Source organism: Streptomyces sp. NPDC057287, assembly GCF_042667905.1.
GTDB lineage: Bacteria > Actinomycetota > Actinomycetes > Streptomycetales > Streptomycetaceae > Streptomyces.
Window position 1 is genome coordinate 374,292 of sequence record NZ_JBHUYV010000004.1, and the last position, 14,560, is coordinate 388,851.

At 71.7% G+C, this 14,560-nt stretch carries 12 protein-coding genes; 7 read left to right on the forward strand and 5 right to left on the reverse strand.

Going from position 1 to position 14,560, the window contains the following annotated elements:
• Window positions 1-3: 3 nt before the first annotated feature.
• Entirely contained in the window at window positions 4-975 is a 972-nt protein-coding gene (gene sbnA / locus ACFUNE_RS10520; RefSeq protein ID WP_383564817.1) for a 2,3-diaminopropionate biosynthesis protein SbnA, read from the reverse strand.
• 190 nt (window positions 976-1,165) lie between these two features.
• Between sbnA and ACFUNE_RS10525 the strand changes: the two genes are divergently transcribed.
• From ACFUNE_RS10525 to ACFUNE_RS10535, 3 genes are all read left to right on the forward strand, one after another.
• A complete protein-coding gene (locus tag ACFUNE_RS10525; protein ID WP_383564819.1) occupies window positions 1,166-2,557 on the forward strand; it encodes a condensation domain-containing protein in 1,392 nt (463 codons plus the stop codon).
• Window positions 2,545-2,814 (forward strand): acyl carrier protein, encoded by a 270-nt coding sequence (locus ACFUNE_RS10530; RefSeq protein WP_383564821.1) that lies wholly within the window; start codon window positions 2,545-2,547, stop codon window positions 2,812-2,814. The genes ACFUNE_RS10525 and ACFUNE_RS10530 overlap by 13 nt, the downstream gene beginning before the upstream one ends.
• 113 nt (window positions 2,815-2,927) lie before the next feature.
• A complete protein-coding gene (locus tag ACFUNE_RS10535) occupies window positions 2,928-3,761 on the forward strand; it encodes an aminoacyl--tRNA ligase-related protein (protein ID WP_383564823.1) in 834 nt (277 codons plus the stop codon).
• A gap of 31 nt (window positions 3,762-3,792) precedes the next feature.
• On the opposite strand, the gene ACFUNE_RS10540 is transcribed toward ACFUNE_RS10535, so the two are convergent.
• From ACFUNE_RS10540 to ACFUNE_RS10555, 4 genes are all read right to left on the reverse strand, one after another.
• The gene (locus tag ACFUNE_RS10540) at window positions 3,793-5,127 is read right to left on the reverse strand and encodes a helix-turn-helix domain-containing protein (protein WP_383564825.1); all 1,335 of its coding nucleotides are present in this window, start codon (window positions 5,125-5,127) and stop codon (window positions 3,793-3,795) included.
• Window positions 5,124-6,914, reverse strand: coding sequence for an ABC transporter ATP-binding protein (locus tag ACFUNE_RS10545; RefSeq protein WP_383564827.1), 1,791 nt, complete (start codon window positions 6,912-6,914; stop codon window positions 5,124-5,126). The genes ACFUNE_RS10540 and ACFUNE_RS10545 overlap by 4 nt, the downstream gene beginning before the upstream one ends.
• Window positions 6,907-8,823, reverse strand: coding sequence for an ABC transporter ATP-binding protein (locus ACFUNE_RS10550; protein WP_383564829.1), 1,917 nt, complete (start codon window positions 8,821-8,823; stop codon window positions 6,907-6,909). Before ACFUNE_RS10550 ends, ACFUNE_RS10545 begins: the two co-directional genes overlap by 8 nt.
• Before the next feature lie 244 nt (window positions 8,824-9,067).
• Entirely contained in the window at window positions 9,068-10,051 is a 984-nt protein-coding gene (locus ACFUNE_RS10555; RefSeq protein WP_383564990.1) for a TauD/TfdA family dioxygenase, read from the reverse strand.
• Window positions 10,052-10,277: 226 nt separating this feature from the next.
• Here ACFUNE_RS10555 and ACFUNE_RS10560 point away from each other — a divergent pair, with 226 nt between their 5' ends.
• The 4 genes from ACFUNE_RS10560 to ACFUNE_RS10575 are packed head-to-tail and all read left to right on the forward strand — an operon-like array spanning window position 10,278 to window position 14,559.
• Entirely contained in the window at window positions 10,278-11,360 is a 1,083-nt protein-coding gene (locus ACFUNE_RS10560) for a thioesterase domain-containing protein (RefSeq protein ID WP_383564831.1), read from the forward strand.
• Entirely contained in the window at window positions 11,357-12,148 is a 792-nt protein-coding gene (locus tag ACFUNE_RS10565; protein ID WP_383564834.1) for a thioesterase II family protein, read from the forward strand. The genes ACFUNE_RS10560 and ACFUNE_RS10565 overlap by 4 nt, the downstream gene beginning before the upstream one ends.
• Window positions 12,145-14,283 carry an amino acid adenylation domain-containing protein gene (locus tag ACFUNE_RS10570; protein ID WP_383564836.1) on the forward strand — a complete coding sequence of 713 codons (2,139 nt, stop codon included), beginning with the start codon at window positions 12,145-12,147 and terminating at the stop codon, window positions 14,281-14,283. Before ACFUNE_RS10565 ends, ACFUNE_RS10570 begins: the two co-directional genes overlap by 4 nt.
• A gap of 54 nt (window positions 14,284-14,337) precedes the next feature.
• Window positions 14,338-14,559, forward strand: a complete 222-nt coding sequence (locus ACFUNE_RS10575; RefSeq protein ID WP_383564838.1) for an MbtH family protein — start codon at window positions 14,338-14,340, stop codon at window positions 14,557-14,559.
• The last annotated feature ends 1 nt before the right edge of the window (window position 14,560 follow it).

Sequence of the window (14,560 nt, forward strand, 5' to 3'; positions counted from 1 at the left end):
GAGTCAGTTCCTCGCCCTCGTCAGCTCGAACAGCTCGTCGTCGGACTCTTTGAGACATTCGGGGCCGTAGGTTCCGGTCACCCAGTCGTCGTTGTAGATCGTCTGGACATAGCGCTCGCCCAGGTCGGGCGAGACAGCCACCACCCGCGACCCCGCCGGGAGTTCGGGGGCACGCTGCAGTACCGCCCGCACCACCGACCCGGTCGATCCCCCGGCGAAGAGGCCGTAGCGCCGGGCGAGCCACCGGCAGGTGCGCACGGTGTCGGTCTCCGCGACCAGCTCGGTGTCGTCCACCAGTTCCGTGCGCAGGATCTCCGGGCGTCTGCTCGTCCCGATCCCCGGGATGTACCGCCGTGCCGCCGGATGGCCGAAGTTGACCGAGCCGACGGCGTCCACCGCGATGATCCGGGTCCCCGGCGAGTGCCGGCTGAAGTGGTGGATGCAGCCCATCAGGGTGCCGGAGGTGCCGGTGCCCACGAACAGGTAGTCCAGGTCCGGGACGGCGGCAGTGATCGCCGCCGCCGTGCACCGGTCGTGCACCGCCCAGTTCGCCGGGTTCGCGTACTGGTTGAGCCAGACGAGGTCCTGGTCCTCGGCCAGCTGCTCGTGGATGTAGCCGATCCGGGTGCCCAGGTAGCCGCCGCTGGCGTCCAGCCGGTTCACCGTGACCACCTCGGCGCCGAGGGCCCTGATGATCTCGACGCTCAGCGCCGAGGTGCTGGGGTCGGTGACGCACAGGAAGCGGTACCCCTTGGCGGCGGAGACCACCGCCAGGGCGATGCCGAGGCTGCCCGAGGACGACTCGATGAGCCGGGAGCCCCGGCGCAGGACGCCCCGGCGCTCGGCGTCCTCCACCATGCTCCGTGCCGTCTTCAGCTTGATGGACCCGGCAGGGTTGAGGCCCTCTATCTTCAGATAGAGATCGATATTCGCGGCAGCGTCGTCGAGATGAAGGAAGACATCGTCCTGGACCATCTCGTACGCGTTTTCATATATCAATTCTCGTCAACCCCGCATCGGAGAATTCAAGGACGATTATCACGAGCACAGCGTAGGGAGGTGTTTCCGGCGGAGGACAGGCAAGTGCCCGGCAGTTTGGTACAGGCAGCAAAGTTGCCGTTCCGATTCCTTGTCGAGCCCCGCGGACCCGTGCCGTACTTGACCCATGACGAAGAGGAATTCCGCACCCGCGGTCGGCGGAGAGCTGACTCCTGGTCAGGAAGCTCTCTGGCTAATCCAGAATCTCGACCCCGATTGCGTCGCCTACAACGTCACGGCGGCGCTCAGCCTGCATTTCCCGGTGGACGCCGCAGTACTGGAGTCGGCCGTCCGGGCCACGATCCTGGACCACACCCTGCTCGGCTCGGTGTTCGCCTGCGACGACACCGGCCGCGTCCGCCGCCGCCCGGCGCCGGCCACGGCCCCGGTCTTCGAGCGGCACGAGCCGGACCTCGGCGCGGACGAGTTCCGCGCCTTCGCGCTGGGCCTGACCCGGCGCCCGTTCGGCCTCGACCGGGAACCGCCCGTCAGGGCCGCGCTCCTGCGGCCCCGCGGCCGTCCGGACGTCCTGCTGATCACCGCCCACCACATCGTGGCGGACAACATCTCCCAACTGCTGATCTGCCGGGAGATCCTCTCGCGTTACGCGGCACTGCGAGCGGGCCGCCGGCACGAGCCCCGGGACGCCGGCGCCGTGTTCGACCGGTTCGTGGCCCGTCAGCGCGCGTATCTGGACTCGCCGCGCGCCGACCGGGCACGTCAGCACTGGAAGCGTGAACTCCAGGGTGTGTCGGAGCACGTCACCCTGCCCGTCGACCTGCCGAGGCCGCCGTTCTACCGTCCCGAGGGCGCGGAGATCGACCTCGAACTGCCCGCGGACCTGGTGGCGGGGGTGGACGGCGCGGTCGCCGCGCGGAACGTCACTCTGTTCGCCTATCTCCTCTCGGTCTTCGAGCTGCTCGTCTACCGGTCCACCGGCCGGACGACGTTCGTGGTCGGCTATCCGGTCACCCAGCGGCAGGGTCCGGGAGCGCGCGACGCGATCGGATACTTCGTCAACACCCTCGCGCTGCGCGCGGACCTGGACCCCGGGGACGGCTTCGACGCCCTGGTCCGCCGCACGTCCGCCGCGCTCTGGCGCAGTCTGATGCACCGCGACTACCCGTTCGCGCTGCTGTCCGGACTCGTCGACCTGCCGCGCGACCCCGGCCGGCCGGGGCCGGTCACCGTCCTGTTCGCGCTCAACGAGCTCGACGAGGACGACCCCATCGCCGCGGCGATGGAACCCGGACGCGAGGTGGAACACGCCGGGCTGCGCACCGCTGAGTACTACCTGCCGCAGCAGCAGGGGCAGTTCGAGCTGTCCCTCCAGATGACGCGCCGCGCCCGCAGTATGCAGGCCAAGCTCAAGTACAACACCTCCCTGTTCACCGAACGCACTGCCCGACGGCTGGCCGGGGACTACCTGGAGCTGCTGCGCTCGGCCGTCGGTGAAACCCTTCCCCCTGCTCTGCGCGAGCTGATCCCAGAAGCGAGAGTGAATCGATGGACAACATGAGAATCGACACCGACCGGGCCACCCGCCGTGCGCTCATCCGCGATGTCGCGGTCGCGATCTTCTCCGCCGAACCCGCCGCGGTCGAGGCGGCCACGGACTTCGAGAAGGACCTGGACGTCGACTCCCTGCTCGCCGTGGAGTTCGTCGTCGAGCTGGAGAGTGTGCTGGGAGTTCCCCTGCACGTCGATCAGATCCCCGCGCTCATGGCGGGCCTCGACCGTGCCTACGACACGGTCGCCGAGACCGCCGGCTGGTAGACGCCCCTGCCGAAGGGCTCCCGCGCCCCCGGACCTCCAGGGCTCCCCGGGCACACCGCGCCGCGTGTCCACCTCTCACCCATCCCGCATTCCCAAGGAGCGTGACTGTCCCGATGACAACGACGAAGGCCGGCTGGGTGCTGCCCACCGGGATACCCGGGCTGCTGAGCTTCACCCCGAAGTTCGAGCAGGTCCTGGCGAATCTTCAGACGGCCCTCACCGCCGTGGACCCCTCCGCCTCGCCCGGCCCGACCTGGTACGCACCGGTCGTCCCGCGTGCGAACATCGACCGCGCGCAGTACGCCGAGTCCTTCCCGCAACTGCTGGGCTCGGTGCACGCGCTGCGGACCGGCGAGAACCCGGACGCCCAGGACCCCGCGGCCGCCCGGTCCGAGACGGACGTGGTGCTCGCCCCGGCCATCTGCTACAGCGTCTATCCGCAGATCGCGGACAGCACCGTCGGGGAGGCGCACTTCTTCGACGCGGTCGGGCACTGCTACCGCCACGAGGCGACCAGCGAGTACGGCCGCTTCCGCTCCTTCCGGATGCGCGAGTTCGTCGTGGTCGCCGGGCAGGAGGAGGCCTGGCAGTGGAGGGACGCCTGGATCGCGCGCACGGAGGAGCTGTTCACCAGGCTGGGGCTGAAGATCTCCGTCCAGCAGGCCAGCGACCCCTTCTTCGGTCCCGGCGACCGCTTCATGCGCACGAGCCAGATCCAGCAGGACCTCAAGTACGAGTTCCACACCCAGGTCTACGACGGTGACCCGGGCACCGCGATCGCCTCGGCCAACTGCCACAAGGACCATCTCGGCGAGCGATTCGCCATCGACTTCGCCGACCAGGGACCGGCACACAGCTCCTGCATGGCGTTCGGTCTCGAACGCACCGTCTCCGCCCTGATCCACGCACACGGCGACAACCTCGACGACTGGCCCGAGATCGGCTGAGCCGGTCCGAGGGCCGTCCGGGCCCGGTGGTTCAGCCGAGTGCTGGACCACCGGGCTCAGGCGTCGGACGGCCCGAGCGCAGCAGCACCTCGGCCCCGAAGGGGGCCAGCCGGTAGTGGTAGGGGTGTGCCGGATCGGGAAGCAGCAGCGAGGTGTCCAGGAGGTCCGAGACGAGCGTCAGGGGGTTGGGCCCCTCGGGGCGCCCCGACCGGTCGTAGCCGGCACTGATCTCGTCGAGCACGAAACGGCGCGAGGGCAGAGCCGCGATGCGCTCCAGCAGCAGCCGGTGGTCCTTGCTGAGGAGGTCGACGCTCCACAGGATGCTGTCCGTCACCGACCGCTGATGGCGCAGCAGCGCGTGGTCGTTCGACCAGAGCATTTCCGGTGTCGGCCCGTACGAGAGCATCAGGCGGATGGGTATCGCCCGCAGGCACTCAGCCGCGAACTCGATGTAGCGCGGCAGACCGCCGAGCCGGCGGCACAGCTCGGCGACCAGCGGCAGGTCCTTCTCCAGTTCCGTGGCCGCGGGGGTCCCGCTGCCGACATGGCGCAGGAACAGCTCCACGGCCGGTGCACGTGACAGCGGCTCACCGGGCGGGTGTTCGAGGGGCAGCGGCTGGATCTCCCGGTTGGCGCCCATCCGCTCGGTCAGCCTGCGACGGGTGGTGATGAGGATGTGGACGGCGGGGAACGCGGCCTGGAGCTCCCTGGTGGCCGCCATCACACCGGCCGGGATGTGCTCCGCGTTGTCCAGCACCAGCAGCATGTCGGTGTCCGGCCCGATCTCGGGAGTGCCGGTGCCCGGCCGGCCCGGGGCGAGGCCCCGCGCCATCTGCCGGCGCACCCGCTCCAGCACCGCGGCCGTCTGCTCCCCGTGCCGGCCGTCCTCGGGATCGAGGTCGCCGAGCTCCACCGCCTCGACACCGTCCCTGAACAGGTGGCTGACCTGCGCGGCCACGTCCAGGGCCATCCGGGTCTTGCCGACCCCTCCCGGGCCCAGGAACGTCGTCAGCCGGTGCGTCCGGACGGTGTGCACGAGCTGCTGGTGCGCGGAAGGGCTGCCGACCAGAGCGGAGTCCGGCGCCTGGAGCCCGCGCCATCGCGCGGGCTCCGGGCTCTCGGCGCACTGCTGCTGCTCGTCCGTGACCCCGAGCGCGTTCACCAGCAGGTCCACCGAGGAGCGGCGCGGGTTCTGCACCCGGCCCAGCTCCAGGTTCCTGATGGTGCGCACGCTCAGGCCCGAGTACTCCGCGAGTTCTTCCTGGGTCCAGCCACGCTGCATTCTCAGTGCAGCGAACCGCCGGGAGTTCCAGACGGGCAGGTGCCCGCCCAGGAGGGCGAATCCGTCGGTGTAGTCGAGCGTCATCGGTACCCCTGGGATTGAAGTTCGAACAGCTCGGCGTAGAGGCCGCCCAGGGCCATCAGCTCCTGGTGGCTGCCCTGCTCCCTGATCCTTCCGCCGTCCAGGACGACGATCAGGTCGGCCATGCCCACGGTCGAGAACCGGTGCGAGACCAGCAGGGTGACGGTGCTGCGCTGCCGCCCCGCGCGCGCCGCCGCGGCGAAACGCTCGAACAGGGCGTTCTCGGTGTGGGCGTCCAGAGCGGCCGTCGGCTCGTCGAACACGGCGATCAGGGGATCGGTACGCATCAGTCCGCGACCCAGCGCCAGCCGTTGCCACTGGCCGCCGGACAGCTCCGCCCCGTCGTTCCAGCGGTTCCCGAGCTGGGTGTCCAGACCCTGCGGCAGGCTGTCCACGACACCCGAGGCGTCGGCCCGCTCCAGGGCGGCTCCCACGGCGGCCCGGTCCTCGATCCGCGGCAGATCGCCGACCCCCACCGTCTCCAGGACGGGGAACTCCAGCCGGGCATGGTCCTGGAAGGCCGCGGAACAGCGGGAACGCCACTCGGCGGTGTCGCACGTCGCCAGGTCCACGCCGTCGACGAGGATCGTGCCGGAGTCCGGCCGGTAGAAGCCGCAGAGCAGCTTGATCAGTGTGGTCTTGCCCGCCCCGTTGTCCCCGACCAGGGCGACGACCGCACCCGGCGGCAGGTGCAGGTCCACTCCGGCGAGCACGCCGCGGCCGTCCTCCGCACCCGGATAGGCGAAGCCGACATCGCGCAGCTCGATGCCCTGTTCGAGGGTCTCGGGCAGGGTGGCGGAGGCCTTGCGGGCGCCCCGCTCCTCGGCCACGTAGTCCTGGAGCCACACCAGGATGCGGCCCACCCGCAGAACCACCAGGAAGTAGGTGCCGTACTGCACCGCCGTGCTGACCGTCATGGTGAGCTGGGCGGCCAGTCCCAGCACCAGGACGACGTCGCCGGCCGTGGCCTCACCGCGCACGGCGAGTACCACGACGAGCGTGATCGCGGCGATGTACCCGAGGGTGGTGACCACCGCGTCGAGCGCCTGCAGGCGCGCCCCCCGCCAACTCGCCCGGTTGCGCTTGCCGATCACCCCGCCCGACACCTGCCGGTGGCGGTCGCCGAGCAGGTCCGTCAGACCGTAGACGCGCAGCTCGCCCGCCGCGTCGGTCGACGTGCCCAGCTCGAACAGGTGCCGGCGGAGGCGTTCCTGCTCGCTTGTCGCCTCCTGCGCCCGTACGGTCAGATCACGGCTGAGCTTGCCGAGCCAGAAGGACACCAGGGCGAGCACGGGCAGGCACAGCAGCAGCGGGTCCACACCCGCCAGCAGGACCGCGGTGACGATCAGCGTCGCCCCGACCCGCAGCACACCGGCCGTCGCGTTCACCATGCCGGACAGCTGGCCCTGCTGCTCACGGATGCGCTGCACCTGGTCCAGGTAGGCCGGGAACTCGTAGTGCGTCAGCCCCTCGGCGCCGCCGAGCAGCCTCATCAGCCGCCTGCTGGCCGCCGCCGTGGCACGCTCCTGGACGGTGAACAGGCAGTGCACGTAGTAGAAGACCGAGCCCAGCGCGACCCCGACGGCGAGCGCGAGCAGCACGGCGGCGCCGAGGCCGAGGCCGGTGTCGCCCGATACCGCCGCGTCGATGATCAGCTTGGCGCCGAGCCCGCCGAGCGGCACGGAGACCTCGAAGAGGATGCCGGTCAGGAACTGCATCGTCGCGTGGAAGGGGGCAGCCCCCACACCGATCCGCATCAGTTCCCGGTAGCCCCGCAGTGTCTTACGCATGTCCCGCCTCCGCCGCCGCCCGCGGCGCCGCGGCCGCACTCCCACCGCTCCGGGGTTCGACGAAGCGAGCCGCCTGGAGGTCGAACATCGCCGCGTACCGCCCCTGACGGGCGAGCAGTTCCTCGTGTGCGCCGTCCTCCACGACCAGCCCCTTCTCGAGTACGACGATGCGCTCCGCACGCCGGACGGTGGAGAAGCGGTGCGAGATCAGGATCGTGGTGAGTCCGGCCGTCAGCTCCAGGAAACGTTCGTAGATCTCCGCCTCGGCCCGCACGTCGAGTGCGGCGGTCGGCTCGTCGAGGATCAGGACCCGGGCGCCCGCGTCCACCGCGAACAGGGCACGGGCGAGCGCGATGCGCTGCCACTGCCCACCCGACAGGTCCGTGCCCCCGGTGTACTCCGGCGAGAGCACGGTGTCCCAGCCGCCCGGCAGCCCCTCGATCAGGGGCAGTGCCCCGGCCCGGTGCGCCGCCTCACGCAGTCTGTCCCGGTCGCCGGCCCACTGCGGCGCGCCCATGGAGATGTTCTCCGCCGCGGTCAGGTGGTAGCGCGCGAAGTCCTGGAACAGCACGCCGATGCGCTCGCGCCATGCCGCGGGGTCCAGATCCGCCAGATCGTGGCCGTCGACACGGATGACTCCGGATGTCGGGGTGTGCAGGCCGCACACCAGCTTCACCAGCGAGCTCTTTCCCGCTCCGTTGTCCCCGACGACGGCCAGTGAACGGCCCGCGGCGATGTGGAGGTCGATCCCGCTCAGCGCCTCCCGGTCGTTCGCGGGGTAGCGGAACCGGACCCCTTCGAAGTCGATCCGCGCCGTGGGGAACCCGGCGGGCAGCTCGGTGAGCCGCGGCCTGTCCCGCACCTCGGCGGACAGTCGCGCGTCCAGGCTCAGGACGCGGGGGACCGCGGCACCGGCGAAGGACAGATAGGCGTTGTTGTCGTCGAACGCCGTGTAGTTGTTGGCCAGCACGAGCGCCTGGGTGTAGACGGCGACCGCGCCGATTCCGATCTCCTGGTGGACGGCCGCCCACGCCAGCAAGCCGTACGAGAGCAGGTTGATCAGGGCGACCGACCCGGTGGCACCCAGCACAACCCGGGCGCGTGGTCTGCGTTCCCGCCAGACCGGCTCCGTCGCCTCACTCCAGGACCGGCCGAACCGGTCGATGAGCCAGTCCAGCAGGCCCCAGATCCGTACCTCCTTGGCCGCGGGCCGGGTCAGCACCAGATCGCGCAGGTACTCCGCCCGACGCAGGGCGGTGCTGTGCTCGCCGCCGACCTGGCCGACCCGGAAGTACTCCCGCTGCATGAAATGCACGATCACCGGCCAGGCCAGGAGCCAGAGCACTCCCAGCCACCAGTGGAAGGTCAGCAGCAGGGCCGCCGCGGCCAGCGCCCGCAGCCAGGCCGGGAGCACCACCGACAGGGCGGCCACGGCGTGGCTCGGCCGGTCGGTCTCCGTGGTCCCCAGGCCACGCACCACCCTGAGGGCGTCGAGCACATGGGGGTCCGTCAGGTGGGCCGTGCCCTCCGGGCGGCCCGCGGCCGCCATGACCCGCTGCTGCAGATCCCGGTCCACCTCGCGACCGAGGGTCTCACCGAGCGCCGCCAGGAGCGGCGCCAGGGTCTGCTGCACCAGGACCAGCCCCCCGGCCACGGCCAGCAGGACGAAGGTGTGCCGCCCGGCCGGCGAGGACAGCCCGCCGTCGAGCGCCTCCTCGATCGATCCGATGAGCAGCCCGGTCACCACCGCGCCGGCCATCGGGAGGACCGCGGCCACCAGCACGCTGAACAGGCCGAGCACCGCCTTGGTCCGGCTGATGCGGGGGAGCAGGCCCAGGAGGGTGATGATTCCGTGGACAGTCGGGGGGATCTTCGGCCTTCGGCTCAGGGGGATGCGCAGAAGGGGCATGGGAGAGGCACACTTCCTGTCCGGTCGAGATGATGCCGCGAGGGGAGGGGCGCCGACGGCCCCAAAGCTAGGAAGGCCCGGTTTGAGGACGGTACGGCGGCGGTATGGTTTCGCTGTTCGCCCGCCATCAACAAGCCCGGTCGCGGACGCCCCGAGCACGGAGCAGCCGCAGGTCGAGGCGGTGGATCCGGGGGCCGGGCGCGGGGATCCGAGGGCACGCGCCGTCCCGCCGACGCCGGCCGGGTCAGGTCAGCACGGCGCCGTTGCCCGGCCGGAAGCCGCGGCTGCGGCGGTGGTCGAGGTGGACGAAGACCCGATGCAGCCAGCGGTCGTTGCCGTCGTAGCGGGGCGAGAACGCCACCCGCCCGTGCACCACGATCCGGTTGTCCACGAAGATCATGTCCCCGGGCCCCAGCACCACGTCGGAACGCACCGCCCACAGTGCCTCCCTCAGTTGCACCAGGGCTTTCTCCGCCCCCTCGTCGAGCCCACCGGTCGCGTGGAAGTCGACGCAGATGTCAGGGTCCTCGGGAGCGCCGTCGAGCACCGGCTTCGGTTCGGACAGGCCGTTCGAGCGGAAGGAGGGCGGCGCCTCGGTGAGGAAGCGCGGCTCGTGCAGGACCGCGCGGATCCCGTCGTCGATCAGGGGCAGGGCCCGTCGGATCGACGCGACCTGCGTGCCCACCTGGTCCTCGTGCGCGGGCCGCAGGCACAACAGGCCCACGAAGTCCGGCCGGTGCGGGTGGAAGGCGTTCTCCGTGTGGAACTCCAGGCGTACCGAACCGCCGTTGCTCTGCGAGTCGGCGAGTGCCGGGACGGGGACCACGTTCTGCACGAGCGCGCCCTGCTTCTCCTCGCGGTAGGCGATGACCGCCCCGAGTTCGCTGCCCAGGAGCATCGCCAGCGTCGCCGGCGTCGTGGCGGCGCGCTCCACGGAGTCCCGCACGGTGGGCGTGGGCGGGAGCCCCGAGGCCGGCAGGGGCAGGTTGCTGATGGTCAGGGTCCCGTCAGGACCCGCGTCGTAGGCGAAGTCCCGCACGGCTCTGCTCAGCCGGACCGGAACCCGGCAGCTCTCCCGCCGGGCGTGGGTCCGCCAGTCCGGATCGTCGATCAGGGCGGGTTCGACGAGAGCGAGCCGCTCCGCCAGTTCCTCCAGTGCGGTCCTTTCCTCACCGGTGAGTTCGAGCAGTGAGGATTCCTTGCCGTAGTCGGCGTTCGCGCTCACCATCGTTGTCACGCCTGCCTCTCCTCTTCCGCGTTTCTCTGTATCGATGAGGCGATTGCACGGAGCCCCGTCTCAGCGACCCTTGGGAAGTCTTCACGGCCACGCGGGGGCATCTCAAGGCAGCGGACCGGCAATTGGATCCTGGCAATTTGCCTGCTGCATGCCTGTACCGCGGAGGGCCCGGAAACGAAGCTTTCCGAGAAGCTCGATCCATGAGACGGAGCCCGCCGTGCACACGAACCCGCGGAATCGAATACCGCTCACCTGCCAGGCAGTCGAGCGCCTGCTGTGCGAGATCAGTGGCGCGCAACTCGGGCGTGCGGTCTCGCCGTACGACGACTTCTTCGAGTTGGGAGGCGACTCGCTCTCGGTCATCCAGATCGCCACCGCGGCGCGTGTGCACGGCCTGTCCCTCCGCAGTTCCGAGGTCCTGCGGTTCCCGGTGCCTGCCCGACTCGCCGAGCACCTGACCCTCCCGCGCGACAGTGCGCCGAGGGTGCGGCCGCCCGCCCTGGACCCCGGAGGCGCGGGGCCGGGCCCCGACCCGGGACCGGCGGAGGTCCGGGCGGTGTCCATCACCGACGGCGACGCGGCCGAACCGCTCCACGTGATCCACTCGCAGAGCCATGTCCGGGCCGAGCGGGACGCCGTCGCGGCGTGGGCGGACGGGCGCGCGGCTGTGGGGCTGAGGCTGACCGGCCCGGGCAGCTCCACTCCGACGGCCGGATCCGTCGAGCAGCTCGCGGACCGGTACCTGGCCGCCCTGCGGCGGCGACAGCCGGTAGGCCCCTACCGGCTGGCCGGATTCGGGCACGGGGCGGTGGTCGCCCTCGAAGTGGCCCGCCGCCTGCGCGGCCTCGGCGCCGAGCCCGCCCTGCTGGCCCTGATCGCCCCGCCCGCCGGACCCGCCCCCGGCGAGGCGCCCGCGGACCTGGACGATCTGCTGAGCCGCAGGCTGGCGATGCTCGCCGGGCGGTTCGCGCTCACCGGCGACGAGAGCATCGAGGACATCCATGCCAGGTTCCACGACGGAGGCTGGTACGAGGACGTGTCCCGGGCGCAGGACCTGCCCGGACTCCAGCGCGCCTGGGCCGGTGTCGCCCTGGCGGTCCAGGAGTACGGCTACCCGCCCTACGACGGACCGGCCGTGCTGGTCGCCGGCAGCCGCACCCCCCACCCGGCCGAGCAGGCCTGGAGCGAGACTCCGGAGCGGCTGACCGTCCACCAGCTGGACCTCGCGCTCGCCTCCCCCCTGCCCGTCGTCAACGACCCGCACGTGGCCGACCTGATGAGGGAGGTGCTCGCCGCGTGAACGGCGCTCCCACCACCGCGGCCGCGACGCGGCCGGTCACCAGCCGGTGGATCGCCCGGCTGCGTCCCAACGACGACGCGAGGCTGCGGATCGTGTGCTTCCCGCACGTCGGAGCGGGCGCAGGCGTCTTCCGGCCCTGGCTGGAGCACCTGCCGCCCGAGGCCGACCTGTGCGTGGTCCGGCCACCCGGCCGCGAGAACCGGATGGGCGAAGCCCCGCTCACCGACGGGCGCATCCTGCTGGACGAAGCCGCCCCGCACCTGGCGCCCCTGCTCGACGTGCCGTTCGTCGTGGTCGGCCACTGCTCCGGCAGCGTGCTGGCCTACGAGTTCACCCGCGGGCTCAGTACCGCGGGCGGCCCGCTCCCGGTCGAGCTGGTGGTCTCCTCCTCCGAGGGACCGTCGATGCGCACGGTGGAGGACCCGCCCCTGCACCGGCTGCCCGACGGCGAGCTGATCACCCGGGTCGTCGGATACGGCGGCATGGCGGAACAAGTCCTGGAGGACCCCGACCTGATGACCATGTTCGAACGCATTCTGCGGGCGGACTACCAGGTCGTCGAAACGCTCGCGTACTCCTCGGGCGCCCCGCTGGAGCTGCCCGTCACCGTCATCGGCGGCCGCCGGGACGAGTTCGTCGGCGCCCGGGCCATGGCCGCGTGGAGCACCGCCACGACCAGGGAATTCTCCCTGCACCTGCTGGACGCGGGCCACTACATCCTCAATGAGGCGGGGGAACGGATGGGACAGATCGCACGACGGCTGCTGGAGAGAGGGGACGACGGGTGAGCACGGGAGACTTCACACTGCCGGGCGCGTGGCTGTGCGTGGCACCCGAGGAGGAGTCGGGCCACCGCGTCGAGGTGGACTACACGGACCTCGCCCCCGCGCTGGACGCGCTGGCGGTCTCCGCCGGCGCCGAACCCTTCGCCGTGCCGGCCGCCGCCCACATCAAGGTGCTGAACACCCTGGTCGAGGAGCAGGCGTTCCGTACGGACGTGCTGCCGGCCGGAGGCCGCGAGGTGCGCGGCATGACGGTGCGGCCGGGCGCCGCGCCCACCTGGCGGGAACTGGTCGCACACGCCGGGCACGCCCTGCGCGCCATGCCACCGGCACCCGGGCCGGACGGAGGGGCCTCGCGGGCCGACCGCGTGCTCCTCGCCGCCGCACCGGACACCCCGCCCGTCCCGGGCCGCCATGGCCTGTGCGTCGGGGTCGGCGGGGACACCCTGACCCTGCGCGCCGCCGGTGTCGTCGGCGCCGCCGGGCTCGACCGGCTGGCGGCCATGTACCGCCGCGTGCTGGAGGCGATGGCCGCGGCGCCGGACGGCGACGCGGTGACCACCGTCCTGCCCGACGGCGAGCGCGACGCCGTACTGCGCCGCTGGGCGGTCGGGCGCACCGTCACCCGTGAACCCGCCGATGTCCTGGAACTCTTCAGGAACCAGGCGGCCAGGACCCCGGACGCCCCCGCCGTCCGGGCCGACGGACGGACCCTCAGCTACCGCGAACTGGACGAGGCCTCCACGCGGCTCGCCCACCACCTCCTCGCACGCGGCGCGCGTCCCGAGGTGCCCGTCGGCGTCGGTCTGCGGCGCGGCCCGGACCTGCTGCCGACCCTGCTCGGCGTCTGGAAGTGCGGCGCGCCCTACCTGCCGCTCGACGCGGACCTGCCCGAAGTCCGGCTCCGCCACATGGTCTCCACCGCCGGCTGCGGCCTCATCGTCACCCGCTCGGAACTCCTGCCCGCGCTCGGCCCCTTCGACCAGGGCGACTACATCCTCCTTGACCGTGACCGCGACGCGATCGACGCGGCCGGCCTCGACCCTGTCGACGTCCCGGTCGGCCCCGCGCACCTCGCCTACGTCATCTACACCTCCGGGTCCACCGGGGCGCCCAAGGGCGTCATGGTGCACCACGGCGGCCTGGCCAACTACGTGCTGTGGACCGCCTTGGAGTACGCGGCCCGCGGGATCGGCGGTTCGCCGCACTTCAGCTCGATCGGCTTCGACCTGGGCGTCCCGAGCCTCTTCGCGCCCCTGGTGGTCGGTCAGCGGGTGGACCTGTTGCCCGACCCGCTGGACGCCGCCGATCTCGGTGTGCACCTGCTCGCGGGCGCTCCGTACAGCTTCATCAAGATGACACCCGGCCACCTGAACCTGCTCAGCACGGACCTCGAACCGGAGGAGGCCTACGGCCTCGCCGGACTGGTCATCGCCGCCGGTGACGCCTTTCCGGTGGAGCTGGCCCGGCGCTGGGGCGAACTGACCGGGCCCGGCGGTACCCCGGTCGCCACCGAGTACGGCCCGACGGAGATCACCGTCGGCAACTCCGGCCAGGTGGTCACCCGCCTGCCGGCCGACGGTCTCGTCCCGCTCGGCCTGCCCATCCCGAACACCGCGATGTACGTCCTCGACGACAGCCTCGAACCCGTCCCCGACGGTGTTCCCGGCGAGGTGTACGTCGGCGGGGCGGGGGTAGCCCGCGGCTACCTCGGCGCCCCGGCGCTCACCGCGGAGCGCTTCGTGCCCGACCCCTACGGGGAGCCGGGAGCCCGGCTCTACCGCACCGGTGACCGAGGCCGCTGGCGCCAGGGCCGGCTGGAGTTCATGGGCCGCACCGACCACCAGGTGAAGATCCGCGGCTACCGGGTGGAGCCGGGTGAGATCAGGGCCGCGCTCCTGCGGTGCCCGGGCGTCGGCGACGCGGTCGTCACCGCCTATCCGGGGCCGTCCGGGGCACAGCGGCTGGCCGCGTTCGTCGTCCCCGCCGCCGGAGCCGGCCCCGACCTGTCCCGCCTACGGGCCGAGCTGGCACAGGACCTGCCCGACTACATGGTCCCCGCCGACCTCCGCACCGTCCGGGAGATCCCGTTGACCGCGAACGGCAAGGTCGACACCCGCGCGCTGCGGACCCGGCTGTGACCATCGCGCTCCACCAGACCCACGCATCCGAAGACCCCAGGAAAGCAGGACCCGGTGAGTGATACGGCCGCGGACACGGCGTACCGAGTAGTCGTCAACCACGAGGAGCAGTACTCGATCTGGAACGCGCACCGTGAGCCGCCGGCGGGCTGGCGCGCCCAGGGGTTCACCGGCGACCGGCAGCAGTGCCTGGACCACATCGCCACCGTCTGGACGGACATGCGTCCGCTCAGCGTCCGCGGCGGGCAGCGCCCCGCGCAGACCGGAGCGAGGTAGC